This is a genomic window from Algibacter sp. L1A34 (genome assembly GCF_009796805.1).
In the GTDB taxonomy this organism is placed as follows: domain Bacteria; phylum Bacteroidota; class Bacteroidia; order Flavobacteriales; family Flavobacteriaceae; genus Algibacter.
This window is the reverse complement of the sequence record NZ_CP047029.1, coordinates 3,826,992-3,845,248: the sequence shown is the minus strand read 5'-3', so window position 1 is coordinate 3,845,248 and position 18,257 is coordinate 3,826,992. Positions and strand designations below refer to the sequence as shown.

General features: G+C 33.7%; 17 protein-coding genes. 15 read left to right on the top strand and 2 right to left on the bottom strand.

From position 1 onward, the window contains the following. Positions 1–22: 22 nt before the first annotated feature. The 8 genes from mce to scpA all read left to right on the top strand — a co-directional run bounded on the left by mce (position 23) and on the right by scpA (position 9,557). The gene (mce, locus tag GQR97_RS16305) at positions 23–430 is read left to right on the top strand and encodes a methylmalonyl-CoA epimerase (RefSeq protein WP_158850328.1); all 408 of its coding nucleotides are present in this window, start codon (positions 23–25) and stop codon (positions 428–430) included. Between the two features lie 39 nt (positions 431–469). Then, complete coding sequence (locus GQR97_RS16300) at positions 470–2,029, top strand: acyl-CoA carboxylase subunit beta (protein ID WP_158850326.1); 1,560 nt, start codon at positions 470–472, stop codon at positions 2,027–2,029. After that, positions 2,029–2,388 carry an OadG family protein gene (locus GQR97_RS16295; RefSeq protein ID WP_158850324.1) on the top strand — a complete coding sequence of 120 codons (360 nt, stop codon included), beginning with the start codon at positions 2,029–2,031 and terminating at the stop codon, positions 2,386–2,388. Before GQR97_RS16300 ends, GQR97_RS16295 begins: the two co-directional genes overlap by 1 nt. Positions 2,389–2,391: 3 nt before the next feature. Beyond that, entirely contained in the window at positions 2,392–2,811 is a 420-nt protein-coding gene (locus tag GQR97_RS16290; RefSeq protein WP_158850322.1) for a biotin/lipoyl-containing protein, read from the top strand. Between the two features lie 60 nt (positions 2,812–2,871). Next, on the top strand, positions 2,872–4,194 hold the full coding sequence (locus tag GQR97_RS16285) for a sodium ion-translocating decarboxylase subunit beta (protein WP_158850320.1): 1,323 nt from the start codon (positions 2,872–2,874) through the stop codon (positions 4,192–4,194). Between the two features lie 57 nt (positions 4,195–4,251). Next, on the top strand, positions 4,252–5,541 hold the full coding sequence (locus GQR97_RS16280) for an acetyl-CoA hydrolase/transferase family protein (protein WP_158850318.1): 1,290 nt from the start codon (positions 4,252–4,254) through the stop codon (positions 5,539–5,541). A 75-nt stretch (positions 5,542–5,616) separates the two neighbouring features. Continuing rightward, positions 5,617–7,416, top strand: a complete 1,800-nt coding sequence (locus GQR97_RS16275; protein WP_158850316.1) for a methylmalonyl-CoA mutase family protein — start codon at positions 5,617–5,619, stop codon at positions 7,414–7,416. Beyond that, positions 7,413–9,557, top strand: a complete 2,145-nt coding sequence (scpA, locus tag GQR97_RS16270) for a methylmalonyl-CoA mutase (RefSeq protein WP_158850314.1) — start codon at positions 7,413–7,415, stop codon at positions 9,555–9,557. The genes GQR97_RS16275 and scpA overlap by 4 nt, the downstream gene beginning before the upstream one ends. 171 nt (positions 9,558–9,728) lie before the next feature. Here scpA and GQR97_RS16265 read toward each other — a convergent pair whose 3' ends face one another. Both GQR97_RS16265 and meaB read right to left on the bottom strand, forming a co-directional pair. After that, a complete protein-coding gene (locus GQR97_RS16265) occupies positions 9,729–10,481 on the bottom strand; it encodes an acyl-[acyl-carrier-protein] thioesterase (protein WP_158850312.1) in 753 nt (250 codons plus the stop codon). Positions 10,482–10,518: 37 nt separating this feature from the next. Continuing rightward, complete coding sequence (gene meaB / locus GQR97_RS16260) at positions 10,519–11,523, bottom strand: methylmalonyl Co-A mutase-associated GTPase MeaB (RefSeq protein WP_158850310.1); 1,005 nt, start codon at positions 11,521–11,523, stop codon at positions 10,519–10,521. A 248-nt stretch (positions 11,524–11,771) separates the two neighbouring features. On the opposite strand from meaB, the gene GQR97_RS16255 reads away from it, so the two are divergent. From GQR97_RS16255 to GQR97_RS16225, 7 genes are all read left to right on the top strand, one after another. Continuing rightward, entirely contained in the window at positions 11,772–12,347 is a 576-nt protein-coding gene (locus GQR97_RS16255) for a Crp/Fnr family transcriptional regulator (RefSeq protein WP_158850308.1), read from the top strand. Positions 12,348–12,432: 85 nt separating this feature from the next. Next, on the top strand, positions 12,433–13,536 hold the full coding sequence (locus GQR97_RS16250) for an alkene reductase (RefSeq protein WP_158850306.1): 1,104 nt from the start codon (positions 12,433–12,435) through the stop codon (positions 13,534–13,536). Positions 13,537–13,553: 17 nt separating this feature from the next. Beyond that, the gene (locus GQR97_RS16245; protein WP_158850304.1) at positions 13,554–13,979 is read left to right on the top strand and encodes an OsmC family protein; all 426 of its coding nucleotides are present in this window, start codon (positions 13,554–13,556) and stop codon (positions 13,977–13,979) included. A 2-nt stretch (positions 13,980–13,981) separates the two neighbouring features. Then, a complete protein-coding gene (locus GQR97_RS16240) occupies positions 13,982–15,040 on the top strand; it encodes an NAD(P)-dependent alcohol dehydrogenase (RefSeq protein WP_158850302.1) in 1,059 nt (352 codons plus the stop codon). Positions 15,041–15,283: 243 nt separating this feature from the next. Next, on the top strand, positions 15,284–15,475 hold the full coding sequence (locus GQR97_RS16235) for a cold-shock protein (protein WP_158850300.1): 192 nt from the start codon (positions 15,284–15,286) through the stop codon (positions 15,473–15,475). A gap of 125 nt (positions 15,476–15,600) precedes the next feature. Continuing rightward, positions 15,601–16,941 carry a DEAD/DEAH box helicase gene (locus GQR97_RS16230; RefSeq protein ID WP_158850298.1) on the top strand — a complete coding sequence of 447 codons (1,341 nt, stop codon included), beginning with the start codon at positions 15,601–15,603 and terminating at the stop codon, positions 16,939–16,941. Positions 16,942–16,944: 3 nt separating this feature from the next. Continuing rightward, positions 16,945–18,255 carry a DEAD/DEAH box helicase gene (locus GQR97_RS16225; RefSeq protein WP_158850296.1) on the top strand — a complete coding sequence of 437 codons (1,311 nt, stop codon included), beginning with the start codon at positions 16,945–16,947 and terminating at the stop codon, positions 18,253–18,255. Positions 18,256–18,257 lie beyond the last annotated feature (2 nt).

Genomic DNA, 18,257 nt, shown 5'->3' with positions numbered 1-18,257 from the left:
GTTCAAATTAAAAATCATAATTATGAATATTTCGCATATAGAGCACTTAGGTATTGCAGTTGAAAATCTTGAAGAATCAATAAAATATTATGAGAACGTTTTAGGGTTGAAATGTTATTCTATAGAAGAGGTTGTCGATCAGAAAGTGAAGACAGCCTTTTTTTTGGTAGGTAGCACAAAAATTGAATTATTAGAAAGTACTTCTCCAGATGGACCTATTGGTAAATTTATAGAGAAAAAAGGACCTGGTATTCATCATATTGCTTTTGCAGTTCCAGATGCAACAGAAGCATTAAAAACAGCTGAAGAACGCGGTGTAAGACTTATTGATAAAGTTTCTAGAAAAGGAGCAGAAGGTTTAGATATCGGTTTTTTACATCCAAAATCAACATTAGGTGTTCTTACAGAATTGTGTTCAAAACAAAAATAACTTGAATTAATAAAAATAGATAAGCAAAAAAATAAATTTATGGCAAATCAAGATAAAATTAACGAGCTTATAGAAAAAAGAGCCGAAGCAAAGTTGGGAGGCGGAGAAAAACGTATTGATTCTCAGCATGCTAAAGGTAAATTAACAGCTCGTGAACGTATAGATATTCTTTTAGACGACGATAGTTTTGAAGAATTCGACATGTTTGTTACACACAGAACAAAATCTTTTGGCTTAGATAAACAAGTCTACCTTTCAGATGGTGTTGTTACCGGACATGGAACAATCGATGGAAGAATAGTGTATCTTTTTGCTCAAGATTTTACCGTTTTCGGTGGGTCTTTATCTGAAACCTATGCCTTAAAAATTTGTAAGGTAATGGATATGGCTATGAAGATTGGAGTTCCTTTAATAGGATTAAATGATTCTGGTGGTGCTCGTATTCAAGAAGGTGTGAGATCTTTAGCTGGTTATGCTGAGATTTTTCAGAGAAATATAATGGCTTCGGGTGTTATTCCTCAAATTTCTTCAATATTAGGACCTTGTGCAGGTGGAGCCGTTTATTCTCCAGCATTGACAGACTTTACCATTATGACGGATCAAACGAGTTATATGTTTGTTACTGGTCCTAAAGTAGTAAAATCTGTAACAGGTGAGATTGTAACAGCAGAGCAATTAGGAGGCGCTAAAATTCATTCAACGAGATCAGGTGTTTCTCATTTCTTAGCAGACAGTGACGAGGAAAATTTAATGTTAGTTCGTAAGATATTAAGCTACATGCCTTCAAATAATTTAGAAGAAGCGCCAGTTATTGCATGTAATGATCCTATTGATAGATTAGAGGATGCTTTAAATGATATTATTCCAGAAAACCCAAATCAACCTTATGATATTGTTGATGTGATTTCAATTCTTACCGATAATGGTGAGTTTACTGAAGTACACAGAAATTATGCACGAAACATTTGTGTAGGTTTTGCTAGATTTAATGGTCATCCAGTAGGTATTGTTGCCAATCAACCAAAATATTACGCAGGTGTTTTAGATATTGATGCTTCAAGAAAAGCGGCACGGTTTGTTCGTTTTTGTGATGCATTCAACATTCCAATAGTAACATTAGTAGATGTACCTGGTTTCTTACCTGGAACTGGTCAAGAATATGGCGGAATTATTTTGCATGGTGCTAAATTATTATTTGCTTATGGTGAAGCTACAGTACCTAAAGTAACAATTACTTTACGTAAATCTTATGGTGGAGCTCACGATGTAATGAGTTGTAAACAATTAAGAGGAGATTTAAATTATGCATGGCCAACTGCAGAAATTGCTGTAATGGGAGCGAAGGGTGCTGTTGAAGTTTTAGAAGGATCTAATATTAGAAAAATAGAAGATGCTACCGAAAAACAAGATTATATCCAGAAAAAAGAAGATGAGTATACTCAACGATTTGCAAACCCTTATCAAGCGGCAAAATATGGCTTTATTGATGATGTTATCGAACCAAGAAATACACGTTTCAGAATTGTTAGAGCTTTAGAATTGCTTCAAAATAAAAAAGATGTAAATCCACCTAAAAAACATTCAAACATTCCACTATAATGATACACATACTATTAACTACAGATGCAATAAGTGAAGGTTACGTGATACTAATTACCGGTTTGTTAATTGTCTTTTGTGCATTAATAACACTAGCGCTTTTCTTTAATTATGGATTACCCTTAATGCTTTACGTTTATAAGATAATTACTAAAGGGAAAGATAAGAAAGTTAGTGAAATTAAAGTAAAAGGCGATAAAAATTTTACTGGCGAAATTTCTGCAGTAATCGGAGCTGCCATTCACATGCACATGAGTGATCAACATGATTATGAAAGCGCAATTCTGACAATAAAACAGATTAAAAAACCATATTCACCTTGGAGTTCAAAAATATACGGAACTCAAAATCGATTATAAAATATGAAAAATTATAAATTCAAAGTCAACGAAAACGGCTATACGGTAAATATAAAATCACACGAAGATGATATTATTACTTTAGAAGTAAATGGTACTTCATTTGAAGTGATAATGGAGGCAGACATTAAGAAAAGTAAAACGCCTACTTTAGTTCGTTCGGCATCAAAACAGCCAGTAGTACCGTTAAAAGTAAATCCTACATCTGCAACAAGTAAAATTGTAGCACCAATTCCAGGTGTTATATTATCGCTCAATATAAAAGTTGGAGATACTATTAAAGAGAACGATTTATTATTAGTTCTTGAAGCTATGAAAATGGAAAATAATATAGTATCAGAAAAATCTGGAGTTGTTACGGCTATACACGTTGAAGTTGGACAACAGGTTTTACAAGATGCTTTAATGATTGAGCTAGAATAGAAGTTTTGATATTCATCTTATTCACTAAAGAAAACTAATTATTATCTAAAAGATAAAAAAATGAAGAAACTAATAATAATATTTAGTGCCATATCATTACTGATTTTTATTAGACCAGTATTTGGATTAGGTACAAATACAGGCTCTACAGAAACCACTTCTGTATCAACTGTTCAAGTTGATAATTTAGAAGAAGAAAGTGTTTTTGAAGGTGCTTTTAATGGAATAAAAACGTTTTACGGTTATACAGGATTTGCAAATTCAACATCTGGAAATGTAATCATGATTATAATAGGGATCGTTTTCATTTATTTAGGAATTAAATTCGATTACGAACCCTTATTATTAATCCCGATAGGAACAGGAGTTATATTAGGAAATATTCCTTTTGTAGCCGGCAACCAGACAGGTATATATGAAACAGGATCTGTTTTAAATTATCTATATTTTGGTGTTGTAAAAGGGGTTTATCCGCCGCTTATTTTCTTAGGTATTGGAGCCATGACGGATTTTTCATCCTTAATTGCAAATCCAAAATTAATGCTTTTAGGAGGTGCAGCACAAATTGGTGTATTTGCAACCTTTTTAGGAGCCCTTTATTTAGGATTTAATCTTCCTGAAGCTGGTGCGATTGGAATTATTGGTGGTGCCGATGGACCAACTGCAATATTTCTATCATCCAAACTAGCCAACGGGATTAACATCATGGCTGATGGTACAACCGTTAAAAACTTAATTGGACCAATAGCAATTGCTGCCTACTCTTATATGGCATTAGTTCCTGTAATTCAACCACCATTAATGCGTATGTTGATTTCTAAGAAAGATAGAAAAATTAGAATGAAACCACCAAGAGCAGTAACTCAAAAGGAAAAAATGATTTTCCCTGTGGTAGCATTAATTTTAACAACGTTTATTTCTCCTAGTGCATTACCATTATTAGGGATGTTATTCTTCGGAAACTTATTAAAAGAATCGGGTAGAACAGAACGATTAGCAGATACAGCGAGAACAAAATTAATCGATATTGTAACTATTTTATTAGGTGTTACCGTAGGGGCATCAACACAAGCAGATATATTCATTACTAAAGATTCTATGTTAATTTTCGGACTAGGAGCTATATCATTTGTAATTGCAACTTGTGGAGGGCTATTATTTGCTAAGTTTATGAATCTATTCCTAAAAGAGGAAAACAAAATAAACCCATTAATTGGTGCGGCAGGAGTTTCAGCTGTTCCAGATAGTGCGCGAGTTGTTCATACAGAAGGCTTAAAATCAGATCCAAGTAACTACTTATTAATGCACGCCATGGCGCCAAATGTTTCTGGAGTTATTGGTTCTGCAATTGCTGCAGGTATCATATTAAGTTTCTTGGGATAAAAGAAGTTCCTTTAATTATTTAAATGAACAAAACAACAATTTTTAAATTTTGATAAAATGAAAATACCAAATAAAATGACAGCGCAGGAAGCTGTTAAATTAATAAAATCAGGAGATAGAGTTTTAATACAAGGAGGTTCTGCAACACCACAAGCATTAATAAATGCCATGGTAGCGCGAGCTCCAGAATTAAGAAATGTTGAACTTGTTCATTTACATACTGAAGGGGCTTGTGGATATACTGCTCCAGAATTAAGAGAAAGTTTTCATACCAATGCATTTTTTATTGGTGGAAACATTCGTAAAATGATTGGAGACACAGCAGATTATATTCCAATTTTTTTAAGTGATATTCCAAGTTTATTCCGTGAAGGTTATATGGACTTAGATGTAGTAATGGTAAACGTATCACCTCCAGATAAACACGGTTTTTGTTCTTTAGGAGTTTCAGTAGATATTGTTATTTCTGGAATTGAGCAAGGAAAAAAGGTAATTGCTCAAATTAATCCGCAAATGCCTCGTACTTTTGGTGATGCACAAGTTCATATAAAACATTTTGATGCTTGTGTTGAAATTTCAGAGGAAATATATGAAATGAAATTTGTAGAACCATCTGATATTGAAAAAGCGATTGGAAAAAATATTGCTGGAATTATCGATGATGGAGCAACGCTTCAAATGGGTATTGGAGGTATACCAAATGCCGTTTTAACATTTTTACATAACCACAAAAACTTAGGTGTACATACTGAAATGTTTTCTGAAGGTATTGTAGATTTAGTTGAAAAAGGAATTGTAAACGGTTCGCAGAAAAAAGTAAACCCTTATAAAATAGTATCTGGTTTTGCGATGGGAACTAGACGTTTATATGATTTTATGGATGATAATCCTGAAATTGAAATGTTGGATATAGCTTATGTTAATGATACATCTGTAATTCGTAAAAACCCAAAAGTAACCGCTATTAACTCTGCTATAGAGGTAGATTTAACAGGACAAATTTGTGCCGATTCTATAGGAACAAGAATGTTCTCTGGTGTTGGTGGGCAAATGGATTTTATGCGTGGTGCTGCATTATCAGAAGGTGGAAAGCCAATTTGCGCAATTACTTCTACTACAGGTAGAGGTGTTTCTAAAATTACACCAACTTTAAAACTTGGTGCTGGTGTAGTAACAACTCGTGCACACGCAAGGTTTGTAGCTACAGAATATGGTATCGCAGAACTATTTGGTAGAAACTTAAAACAACGTGCACAAGCGCTTAGAGATATTGCACACCCTGATCATAGAGAAGAATTAGATAAAGCTATTTTTGAAAGATTTGGAAGTAGTTTAATGATAAAATAATTTATTAAATATTGAGTCTTTAATTTTTGTAATTTTAGGACTCAATATTTTAATTTCATATTAAATTCAAACATAATGAGTGATAAAAACAAAAAGCTTTTTTCAGATTTTCCTCCGGTTTCTACCGAGCAGTGGATGGAAAGAGTAACAGCAGATTTAAAAGGTGCTGATTTTGATAAAAAACTAGTTTGGAAAAACCTTACTGGTATCAATTTTCAGCCTTGTTATAATATTGAAAATAAAATTACACAGCTTAAAAATACTGGCGAAAACTCACAATCATTAGTGAATTATCGTAGTGTTGCAGTTCAAACTGCAGAAGCTGGTAATAAATTAGCTATTAAGGCCGTTGAGGAAGGCATAAACGGAATCATTTTTCATTTAAATGGAAATGTATCTGTCGAAGCTCTTTTAGGCGGAATAGATTTAGAAATAACTACAGTTTCTTTTGAAATCGCAGAAGGCGCTGTTGCTTTTACTAAAGATTTAGTTAGCTATGCAAAAAAGAGTAATTTAAAAGGATACATTAATACAGGAATTATTTCTAACTATGTTACAACAGGTTCTTTTGATGAAAATCAAGTTGAAGTAGCTGTAGAATTAGTGAAATTAACTGCTAATTATCCAAACTTTAAAGCAATCACAGTATCGGGAACAGAATATTTAGATTCTGGTGCTAATCAAGTTCAAGAAATTGCTTACACATTAAATTCTCTAGTTTTTTTAGTTGAAAAATTAAAAGAAAAAGGAGTAGCAGTTCAAGATGTTTTCAATAATTTAAACTTTCAACTAGCCATAGGCTTAGAGTATTTTGTTGAAATTAGTAAGTTTAGAGCTTTTAATAATTTATTGGCTGAAGTTGCTGCTAAATATGGAGTTGCAGAATATTCTAATACTATTACTGCTAAAACATCCATTTGGAGCAAGTCTATTACAGATGCAGAAACTAATTTGTTACGTTGCACAACAGAAGCGATGTCTGCAATATTAGGAAATGTAGATGGCGTTTTAATCGATGCTTATGATAAAGAATTTAAAAACCCTTCAGATTTCTCAAGTAGAATAGCAGGTAATATAACTACTGTTCTAAGAGAAGAATCTTATTTTGGGAAAGTTTCAAATCCAGTTGATGGATCTTATTATATAGAAGAAGTAAGTTCTAAAATTGCAGATAAAGCTTTAGAGTTATTTAAAGCTATTGAAACTGAAGGTGGTTTTTATACCGCTTTTGAAAACGAAACTATTCAACAACAAATTGCCGATATTCGTTTACAAAAATTAAAATTAATTAGTCAACGTAGAACTCCAATGGTAGGTATTAATAAATACCCTAACTTAATGGAAACTGTTGATATAGATCTTCTTTCTAAAGGAGGTGCAGATAATTCAAAAGTACTAACTCCAAGAAGAGCATCGTTAGAAATTGAAGCCATGCGTAGAGTTACAGAGCAATTGGTTGCAGATACTAATGTGCGTCCAATTGTACAATTAGCGAGTTACGGGAATTTAAATATGCGTAAAGCTAGAGCTGCTTTTGCTTATGATTTTATTGGTGTAAGTGGTTTTGATGTTCATCAAGAAGAAAGTTTTGCTAGCGCAGAGATAGCGGCTACCGAAAGTGCTAAATCGAACTCTAATGTTGTTGTTATTTGTAGTTCAGATCAGGACTACGATGAAACAGCGGTCAACTTTATAAAAGCATTTAGAGCTATTAATACTGATAAAGTATTACTATTGGCAGGTGCTCCAAAAAATATGGACGAATTAACTGAAGCAGGTTTAGATGGTGTTGTTAACATGAGATCGGATGTTCTTGTAACGCTCGCAGCTATTCAGAAAAAAGTTCAAAAAACCTTAAAATCCTTAGAAGTATGAAACCAGATTTTTCAGATATCAAAATAAATTCAGCTGTTAAGCAAACAGTTGCAGCTTCAGAGAATCATCACGTGTGGAATACTCCTGAAGGAATCCCTGTAAAAAAACATTTTACAAAAGAAGATATTGCAGAAGCAGAACATTTAGCGTATGCAGCTGGTGTGCCTCCTTTTTTAAGAGGACCTTATAGTGCCATGTACGCGATGCGCCCTTGGACTATTAGACAATATGCAGGTTTTTCTACAGCAGAAGAGTCTAACGCATTTTACAGAAGAAATTTAGCCGCAGGTCAAAAAGGACTTTCAGTTGCTTTCGATTTAGCAACACACCGTGGATATGATTCCGATCACCCACGAGTAACTGGTGATGTTGGTAAAGCTGGTGTTGCCATCGATTCTATTTTAGATATGGAAATTTTGTTCGATCAAATTCCATTAGACAAAATGTCTGTTTCTATGACTATGAATGGTGCTGTATTACCAATTATGGCTTTCTATATTGCTGCGGCAAGAAAACAAGGCGTTGCTTTAGATCAACTTTCTGGAACCATTCAGAATGATATTTTAAAGGAATTCATGGTGCGTAACACTTACATTTATCCACCTGCACCTTCAATGAAAATTATTGGTGATATTTTTGATTACACTACTAAAAACATGCCTAAGTTTAACTCCATTTCTATTAGTGGTTACCACATGCAAGAAGCTGGTGCAACTGCAGATATTGAATTGGCGTATACCTTGGCAGATGGTATGGAATATATTAGAACTGGATTAAAATCTGGTTTAAAAATTGATGAATTTGCGCCACGTTTATCATTCTTCTGGGCGGTAGGAATGAATCACTTTATGGAAATTGCAAAAATGCGTGCTGCACGTATGCTTTGGGCAAAAATTATAAAAACGTTCAACCCAACAAATCCAAAATCAATGGCATTGCGTACGCATAGTCAAACCTCTGGATGGAGTTTAAGTGAGCAAGATCCTTTTAATAATGTTGCTCGTACTTGTGTTGAAGCTATGGCTGCAACATTAGGAGGAACACAATCTTTACACACCAATGCATTGGATGAAGCTATTGCTTTACCAACAGATTTTTCTGCAAGAATTGCGCGTAATACACAAATATTTATTCAAGATGAAACTCAAATGACCAAATCGGTCGATCCTTGGGCTGGTTCTTATTATGTAGAATATTTAACGCAAGAAATAGCGAAAAAAGCTTGGAAACTGATTGAAGAAGTTGAAGAACTTGGTGGAATGGCAAAAGCTATTGAAACAGGAGTTCCTAAATTACGTATCGAGGAAGCATCTGCACGTAAACAAGCGCGTTTAGATTCTGGTCAAGATATTTTAGTTGGGGTAAACAAGTTTAAAACGACTGAGAAATCAAACATCAAAATTTTAGAAGTTGATAATACGGTTGTAAGAGATTCTCAGATTGCACGTTTAAATAAAATGAAAGCGGAACGTAACTCAGAAGTTGTTGCTGCTAATTTAAAAGCATTAGAGGATTGTGCTGGAAGCGGTAAAGGTAATTTATTAGCTTTAGCGGTTGAAGCGGCTGAAAACTTTGCTACTTTAGGTGAAATATCAGATGCTTTAGAGGTTCATTTTGGAAGACATAAAGCAGTTACTAAATTAATTAGTGGTGTGTACGGAAAAGAAGTGAAAGCTGATGATACATTTGCAAAAGCGCAAAAAATGACTGATAAATTTGCAGAAATCGAAGGTCGTCGTCCTAGAGTTATGATAGCAAAAATGGGTCAGGATGGTCACGATAGAGGTGCAAAAGTAGTTGCTTCTAGTTTTGCAGATTTAGGCTTCGATGTAGATATGGGAGGTTTATTCCAAACTCCAGAAGAAGTTGCAAAACAAGCGGTAGAAAATGATGTTCATTTTGTAGGGGCATCTAGTTTAGCTGCTGGTCACAAAACTTTAATTCCTCAATTAATTGGTGAATTAGAAAAATTAGGAAGACCAGATATTATGGTTTTTGCAGGTGGTGTTATTCCAGCGCAAGATTATGATTATTTATTAGAAAGAAAAGTAGCAGCCATTTTTGGTCCTGGTACTGTAATTTCAGAATCAGCCATTACTATTATGGAAAAATATTTAGAACAAGAAGAGGTTCAAAATTAAAACCTTTAAAATTTATAACTAGAAAAAGCCCGAACATTAAATTGTTTGGGCTTTTTTTATTTGTTTTTTTGAATCAGAGTTAAAAGATTTATGGATATCTATTTAATCTATTGGAAATGATAATGTAAAATATTGAATGTTGGGATAATTTAAGGAGGCAATCAATTATAATCAATATTTTTTCCATAAAGTTTTAGCGGTAGCACAAACTTTATCACTGCCTTCAATTTTTATGGTATGTGCAAAAGCGTGTTTTGCGTCTAGTTCACTAGTTAAAGATAATACAGTATCTCCATATTGTGCTTCATGTATAAAACGTCCATCTATTTTATGTAAAAAATAATTCTCAGAGATATCTTCAGGAATAGATTCAATAACCCATTGTAAATATCTAATATTATTCACGTGTCTATTAGTATCTGTATCATACCGATTCACTCTAAATTGATGTGTATAATCGGGTAAATCTACGGCACTTATTTTTTTCTTAATATCTCCAGAAATAGACTCCTTATCGAAACAAGACCATCTTTCTCTAATTTCATTAAAAATAGGTATTGGTCTTCTTCTTTCTATATCAAAAAACACCCATAAACCCTTGGCGCGACCAATGATTTTTTTGTTTTCATCATAAATAATATTTTCTCTATAACCTCTAATGGAGGAATAGCTGGACAACCATGTTCTAATCGTAATTTTTTCTTTATAGTTGGGGTAACGGTCCATTTGTAAAACACCAGAAACTAAAACCCAACCTGCGTTTTTATTTACAAGATCGAATAAACTATGGCCTATAGAATAGGAATGGTCTGCCGCAGTTTCTTCTAATAAACCTAAAATAATTGTAGGGGTTGCTAGGCCCAATTTATTCATTTCAAAATATCTTAATTCGAATTGCGCATCGAAATAATTATCGAACGTCATTTTTGTATACTTTTCAGGGGGTTTAATAATTTATGTTTTAAAAAGATTTTTTGAATTGCTCTATAATTTGTTGCGCTGCTTTAACAGGCGAAATTTTAGTGGTAACAATATCTTTTTCTAATGCAGAAAGTTCGCTTTTAATATTTTTCGAACCATAAAACAATTGTTTTAATTCTTCATTAATATTATTATACATCCATTTTATTTGTTGATGGTTTCTGTTTTTTAAGAAGTAACCATTGGAATCAACTAGTGTTTTGAATTTTAAAATTTCGTCCCAAACTTTAGAAATCCCAATATTTTTTATTGCAGAAGCTGTGCTTACCACGGGACTCCAACCAGACTCCGATGCAGGGAAAATATGGAGCGCGTTTTGGTATTGCCTTTTAGCGATATTACTCATCATAACATTATCACCATCCGCTTTATTAATAACCACCATATCGGCCATTTCCATAATACCTTTCTTTATACCTTGCAACTCATCACCAGCACCAGATAACATGAGTAACAAAAAGAAATCTGTCATACCATGTACAGCAGTTTCAGACTGCCCAACACCAACGGTTTCAATTAAAATAACATCGTAACCAGCGGCTTCACAAAGCAACATAGTTTCACCAGTTTTGTTAGAAACCCCACCTAAAGTATCTCCAGAAGCAGAAGGTCTAATATAAGCTTCTTGCAAGTTCGCCAAATCTTCCATTCTCGTTTTATCACCTAAAATACTTCCTCTAGAACGCTGACTGCTTGGATCTATGGATAATATGGCAACGCGATGTCCTTGTTTTACTAAATACATACCAAAGACTTCTATAAATGTACTTTTACCAACACCCGGAACTCCAGTAATACCAATACGAATAGATTTACCTGAACTCGGTAATATTTCCTGAACTATTTCTTTAGCTAATATTTTATCACTTTCTAAATTACTTTCAATAATAGTAATAGCTCGAGATAGAATAACTCTATCTCCATCTAATACACCATCAATGTAAGCTTGCGGAGTTAATCTGTTTTTACGTTTGTAAGTTTTCATTTTCGTGATATAAATCTAGGGTTATTTCATAGTGATAATCGCGTCTAACAAAGATACTCATAATGCAAAAAACAGCATAAATTATAGCATGTTTTTAAATGATTTTTTTCAACAATTCATTATTTAGTTTTTGCACGATATTACTTTATAAAATGATATAGTATATTCTTAACGTAATACGGTTTTATTGCTGAATAAAATCCGTTAAATTCATTTTAAATCGTCCAACCTTTTAGCATCTTTGCAACATGTATCAGTCTATAACAAACCATATCAATAATCATATTACTCCAACAGCTCTTGATATCCAGTTGTTCAATAATGTTTTAAATGAAATATCTGTTGAAAAAGGACAGTTTTTACTAAAACCAGGCACCCATGTTAAACACGAATATTTTGTTATAAAAGGTTGTTTAAAGGCTTATTATATAGATGATAAAGGCAATAAACATATCATTCAGTTTGCAGTTGAAAATTGGTGGGTTGGAGACTTCGATGCTTTTCACAATCAAATACCTTCAATACTCTATATTGAAGCAATTGAAGACTCTAACTTACTATCTATTAGCTATAATAATCTTCAAAAAATTTATGATGAAGCGCCTATTTTCGAACGTTATTTCAGAATTTTAACAACCCAAGCATTCATTGCTCAACGCAAACGAATTTTATCTACACTAGAAAAAAACACCCAAGAACGTTATATCGAATTTTGCACATCTTACTCCAATATAGAAAACCGTGTTCCTAATTACGATATCGCAAATTACCTTGGCGTATCGCCCGAAAATTTAAGTCGGGTTAGAAAACAGATAAAAGGTTAAATTTTTCTTAATTGATATAGGTCAATAATATTGGTGTTCAAGTCGTGTAACTTTGTTTCATTAACAATTCAAAAGTAAATATCACATGAGCAAGCAAGCATTATTAACACCATATAGCAAAAATATAAGTTTAAAGAATAGAGTTGTAATGGCTCCCATGACGCGAAGTCGAGCAGATAATAAAGCCCACGTAGCGACAGATGAGTTACAAGGTTTGTATTACGAGCAGCGCGCATCGGCAGGATTAATTATTACCGAAGGCTCTCAGGTTTCAGAGAAAGCTGTGGGTTATATTCATACACCAGGTATTTATTCTGAGGAACAAGTAGAAGGCTGGAAAAAAGTAACGAAACGTGTCCATGATAAAGGCGGAAAAATCTTTATCCAATTATGGCATGTGGGCAGAATATCTCATCCAAATTTCCATAATGGCGAATTGCCACTTTCAGCTTCAGCTATAAATCCAAACGCACAATCTTTTACGCCAGAAGGCTTTAAAGACACTGTGACACCAAAGGAAATGACAATTGAAGATATTAAAACTACGGTTAAAGATTTTCAAAATGCAGCAGTAAATGCTATAAAAGCAGGCTTTGATGGTGTAGAAATTCATTCGTCTAACGGTTATTTGTTTCATCAATTTTTCACAGGATGCTCTAATACAAGAACAGATGAATATGGCGGAACTATTGAAAACAAAACCCGTTTCTTTTTTGAAGTTCTAGATGCTATGAAAGCAGTGATTCCTCAGGAAAAAATTGGTGTACGTTTCAATCCATCATTAAATGGGATGTTCGGAATTACTGTAGATAAACAAACTATTCCAACATTTGAATACATTATCAAAAAATTAAACGATTATAATTTAGCATACGTACATTTATCAGAACCTTTTACAGATGTATCTGAAGTGCCTTTTGCAGTAACAGAAATCGCAAAACATTTTAGACCATTATACAACGGAACATTAATGATAAACACCAATTTCGATCAAGCAAAAGGAAACAAAGTTATTGAAGATGGCGATGCCGATTTAGTGGCTTACGGCAAACCATTTATATCTAATCCAGATTTAGTAGAACGTTTTGAAAACAATTTGGAATTAACAGCATGGAATCAAGATACGTTCTACACAACAGGAGTTGAAGGGTATACAGATTATCCAAAAGCTTCAAAAAAAGCCGTTTAATTTAAAAAATTTACATTATGAAATTTACAAGAAAAGCAAACGCAGAATGGAAAGGCAGTGGGAAAGACGGACAAGGTAGTATTTCCACCGGAAGTAAAGTTTTAGATAAAACACAATATTCATTTCACACTAGATTTGAAGATGGAGAAAAAGGAACCAATCCCGAAGAGTTAATAGGCGCCGCACATGCAGGCTGTTTTGCTATGCAATTAAGCTTTTTATTAAATGAAGCTAATTTTACAGCAACCACTTTAGATGTTGATGCAACCGTTACTTTCGAGGATGGTTCTATCACAAAAATCACTTTAAATCTAGAAGGCGATGTTCCAGAAATAGATGCAGAACAGTTTCAGCAATTAGCACACAAAGCGAAAGAGGTTTGTCCTATTTCAAAATTATTAAATACAGATATCGAGTTAAAAGTAACTCTTAAAAACGCATAACAATGGCAATGACAACAGTAAAAGCATATGGTGCAACGGCATCAACAGAAGATTTAAAACCTTTAGATATACAAAGGCGAGCAGTAGGAGCAGACGATGTAAAAATAGATATTTCCTTTTGCGGTGTATGCCATAGTGATATTCACACCATTAGAAACGATTGGAAAGGCTCTACATATCCTGTAGTTCCTGGTCACGAAATTATTGGTCGTGTTACAGAAGTTGGTAATAGTGTAAGTAATTATAAAGTAGGCGATTTAGTAGGTGTAGGATGTTTGGTAGATTCTTGCCACACATGCCCATCTTGTGAGCAAGATTTAGAACAATTTTGTGAAAAAGGAGCAACTTGGACATATAATAGTCCAGATAAAAATATAGAAGGCAAACAAACTTACGGTGGTTATTCAACATCTATGGTTGTCGATAAAGAATTTGTTTTACGTATTCCAGAAAATTTAGACGAGGCAGGAACTGCACCATTATTATGTGCAGGAATTACAACTTGGTCGCCACTAAGTCACTGGAATGTGAAAAAAGGAGACAAAGTTGGTATTATTGGTTTAGGTGGGCTAGGGCACATGGGCGTTAAATTTGCACATGCATTAGGCGCACATGTGGTTATGATTACTACATCTCCAGAAAAAGGTAAAGATGCAAAAGCGCTTGGTGCACATGAAGTTTTGGTATCTAAAGATGCAGACGACATGAAGAAACACCAAGGCAGTTTCGATTTTATTTTGAACACCATTCCTGTAGGTCACGAAATGGATCCTTATTTAGGTTTGCTTAAAATAGATGCTACCATGGTTTTAGTAGGAGCGATAGATGCTTTAAAGCCATTTCATGGTGGAAATCTTATTATGGGCCGTAAACGTATTGCAGGTTCATTAATTGGTGGTATTAAAGAAACTCAAGAGATGTTAGATTTTTGTGGAAAGCACAATATTACTAGCGATATCGAACTTATAGACATGCAAGATATAAACAGTGCTTACGAGCGTGTTACTAGTAACGATGTTAAATACCGTTTTGTAATAGATATGAAATCGCTTAAAAATTAATTAAGCCATTCATAATTTTATAATTTTTAAAACAGCATCTAAAATCAATTTTAGATGCTGTTTTTGTTTGTAGAAAGAGATTAATTATAACCAATTGATACTAAATAGCATACTATTTGTTACGGTTGGTGTATCTAGATTATTCGAAACCAAAAAATTAAATACGATTTTTTAAAAATTAAGAACTTTGTGATACATTTAAGACTATCTTTATACCATTATTAAAATATAAAATATAATATCATGAGTAAAGGAACAGTAAAATTCTTCAATGACGCTAAAGGTTTTGGATTCATAACTGAAGAAGGTTCAAACAAAGAACATTTTGTTCACATTTCTGGATTAGTAGACGAAATTCGTGAAAACGATGAAGTTGAATTCGATTTAGAAGAAGGTAAAAAAGGATTAAATGCAGTAAACGTAAAAGTTTTATAACATATACCCTCTTTATTTTAAAAGCCTATCCATTATTTGGATAGGCTTTTTTTTATGCCATAATACTTCAATTATAAATCTATAAAACCAGCAAAACTCTACTATCTTTGCACAAAATATAATTTATGTCACAATCATTTTCTAGTTTAGGTATTAATGCTGTATTACAAAGTAGTTTAGCAACGTTAAATATAACGATACCAACAGATATTCAAGAAAAAGCAATACCAGTAATTTTAACCAAAACCGACGATGTTGTTGCCATTGCAAAAACGGGAACGGGAAAAACAGCGGCTTTTGGTTTACCATTACTTCAATTAATAGATAGCAGTAAAACCAATATACAAGCTGTAATTTTAGCTCCAACACGAGAGTTGGGTCAACAGATTTTTAAAAACTTAGAAGATTTTAATGCAGAAGATTTACAGGTTTCTATTGCAGGTGTATTTGGAGGCATCCCGATAAAACCACAAATAGAAAAATTAAAGGAGACCACACATATTGTTGTGGCAACGCCTGGACGTTTAGCCGATTTAATAGAAAGAAACGCGATAAACGTAAAAGAAATTACATATTTTGTTTTAGATGAAGCCGATGAAATGGTTAGCGCACACAAAGAAGGTGTAGATGCTATTATAAAAGCCTTACCAAAAACACGCCGTACGTTATTGTTTACCGCAACCATGCCAGGAACCATTAAGCAATTAGTACAAAATTGTTTATCTAAACATGTGGTAACTATCGAGGCCGATATGGAAACTACTGGTCATCAAGGTATCGATCATCAATATGTGGTGGTAGAACCTATAGAAAAACTAAATGTACTTATGCATTTTTTAAATTCTAACGATGGGCAACGCGGTATTATATTCTGTAAAACTAAAGCAGCTGTAAACAAACTCGCTAAAAACTTAGCCATAAACAAATTCTCATCTGGTGCTATACACGGTAGCTTATCTCAAGGAATTCGGGATCGTATTATGGGGCAATTTAGAGAAGGACACATCAATATTTTAGTAGCCACAGATTTGGCAGCACGTGGTATCGATGTTAAAGATTTAGCCTTTGTGGTAAACTATCATTTACCAGATACTTACGATGCTTATGTACACCGTAGCGGGCGTACGGCTAGGGCAGGAGCTACTGGTTTATCTTTAAGTGTTATTCAACAAGATGAAGTTCAGGATATTCCAGATTTCGAAGCAGAACTAGGAATTAAATTTAAAGCATACCAAAAAGCAGATGCTAAAAGTATCGAAGAAAATAACGGATTAATTTGGGCTAGGAAAATATTTAAAACCAAACCAAACCGCGATATTCCAGAAGAATTTAAAGCCAAGGTGAAAACTATTTTTCATCATTTAACAAAAGAAGAATTGGTAGATAAAATTTTATCCAATTACATTGCAGAAAACAATACTATAGTTGAAAAACCAGCGACTCTAAAGAAGAAAAAGAAACATTAGGCAATGGATAAATTTAGAAGAACACAACAACATATTTTAGATAAACTGAATATTAAAGCGCTAAATTCCATGCAGGAAGAAGCCTTGTTGTCTATTACAAACGTTGAAAACACTGTGCTTTTATCGCCTACGGGAACCGGTAAAACACTGGCCTTTTTATTACCAACTATTACCGCATTAGATAAAGATTGCGAAAACGTACAGTTACTTATTTTAGTGCCTTCGCGAGAGTTGGCCATACAAATAGAACAAGTAATCCGCACTATGGGCTCTGGTTTTAAAGCCAATGCCGTTTATGGCGGTCGTAACTTCTCTAAAGATAGAATAGACTTAGCGCATACACCAGCCATTTTAGTGGGCACACCGGGCCGTATTGCCGATCATTTACGTCGCGAAACCTTTATAGTCGAAGATATTAAAACATTGGTTTTAGATGAATTTGATAAATCTCTAGAAGTGGGGTTCGAGAAGGAAATGAGCGAGATTATTACCAGTCTGCCTTATATTAAAAAACGAATTTTAACTTCGGCAACCCAAGATATTGAAATCCCAAAGTTTGTTGGTTTAGAAAACGAACTCGTTATAGATTATTTAGATACCAAAGTGTCTAAATTAGAAATTAAAAAAGTAGTATCTCCAGATAAAAATAAGCTGCAAACGTTAGTCGATTTATTACACGATATTGGTAACAATCCCGGTATTATTTTCTGTAATTTTAAAGATACCATTCAGTTTGTAAGCGATTTTTTAACCGATAATAAAATGGCTCACGGCTGTTTCCATGGAGGCATGGAACAAATGGATAGAGAACGTGCTTTAATAAAATTTAGGAACGGAACACATCAAATTATTATAGCCACAGATTTGGCGGCTCGTGGTTTAGATATTCCAGAACTTAACTATATTATTCATTATCAATTACCCTTAAAAGCCGAAGAGTTCACACATAGAAATGGTAGAACAGCTCGAATGAATGCTGCAGGAACGGCTTATGTTTTACAATGGGAAAAAGAAACCTCGCCCGAGTTTATAGAAACTACCGAGACTGTAGTGCCTATTGGTAAAACGATAAAAATAGGAACGCCATGGAGTACGTTATTTATTTCTGGCGGACGAAAAGATAAAATCTCTAAAGGTGACATTGCTGGACTACTTTTTAAACAATGCCATTTAGATAAAACTGAAATTGGCGTTATAGAACTTAAACAAGATTGTGCCTTTGTGGCCATACCTACAGATAAAATTAAAAGTATTATTGCCCAAACAAATAACTTAAGACTGAAGAAAAGAAAAGTGCGGACTTATATTATTTAGTT

Bases quoted from the DNA above. Each gene is read 5' to 3' on its own strand.
- GQR97_RS16225 (WP_158850296.1), top strand. From the start codon at position 16,945: ATGGATAAATTTAGAAGAACACAACAACATATTTTAGATAAACTGAAT.
- GQR97_RS16275 (WP_158850316.1), top strand. From the start codon at position 5,617: ATGAGTGATAAAAACAAAAAGCTTTTTTCAGATTTTCCTCCGGTTTCT.
- GQR97_RS16230 (WP_158850298.1), top strand. From the start codon at position 15,601: ATGTCACAATCATTTTCTAGTTTAGGTATTAATGCTGTATTACAAAGT.
- GQR97_RS16245 (WP_158850304.1), top strand. From the start codon at position 13,554: ATGAAATTTACAAGAAAAGCAAACGCAGAATGGAAAGGCAGTGGGAAA.
- GQR97_RS16285 (WP_158850320.1), top strand. From the start codon at position 2,872: ATGAAGAAACTAATAATAATATTTAGTGCCATATCATTACTGATTTTT.
- GQR97_RS16290 (WP_158850322.1), top strand. From the start codon at position 2,392: ATGAAAAATTATAAATTCAAAGTCAACGAAAACGGCTATACGGTAAAT.
- GQR97_RS16265 (WP_158850312.1), bottom strand. From the start codon at position 10,481: ATGACGTTCGATAATTATTTCGATGCGCAATTCGAATTAAGATATTTT.
- mce (WP_158850328.1), top strand. From the start codon at position 23: ATGAATATTTCGCATATAGAGCACTTAGGTATTGCAGTTGAAAATCTT.
- GQR97_RS16235 (WP_158850300.1), top strand. From the start codon at position 15,284: ATGAGTAAAGGAACAGTAAAATTCTTCAATGACGCTAAAGGTTTTGGA.
- meaB (WP_158850310.1), bottom strand. From the start codon at position 11,523: ATGAAAACTTACAAACGTAAAAACAGATTAACTCCGCAAGCTTACATT.
- scpA (WP_158850314.1), top strand. From the start codon at position 7,413: ATGAAACCAGATTTTTCAGATATCAAAATAAATTCAGCTGTTAAGCAA.
- GQR97_RS16300 (WP_158850326.1), top strand. From the start codon at position 470: ATGGCAAATCAAGATAAAATTAACGAGCTTATAGAAAAAAGAGCCGAA.
- GQR97_RS16250 (WP_158850306.1), top strand. From the start codon at position 12,433: ATGAGCAAGCAAGCATTATTAACACCATATAGCAAAAATATAAGTTTA.
- GQR97_RS16280 (WP_158850318.1), top strand. From the start codon at position 4,252: ATGAAAATACCAAATAAAATGACAGCGCAGGAAGCTGTTAAATTAATA.
- GQR97_RS16240 (WP_158850302.1), top strand. From the start codon at position 13,982: ATGGCAATGACAACAGTAAAAGCATATGGTGCAACGGCATCAACAGAA.
- GQR97_RS16255 (WP_158850308.1), top strand. From the start codon at position 11,772: ATGTATCAGTCTATAACAAACCATATCAATAATCATATTACTCCAACA.
- GQR97_RS16295 (WP_158850324.1), top strand. From the start codon at position 2,029: ATGATACACATACTATTAACTACAGATGCAATAAGTGAAGGTTACGTG.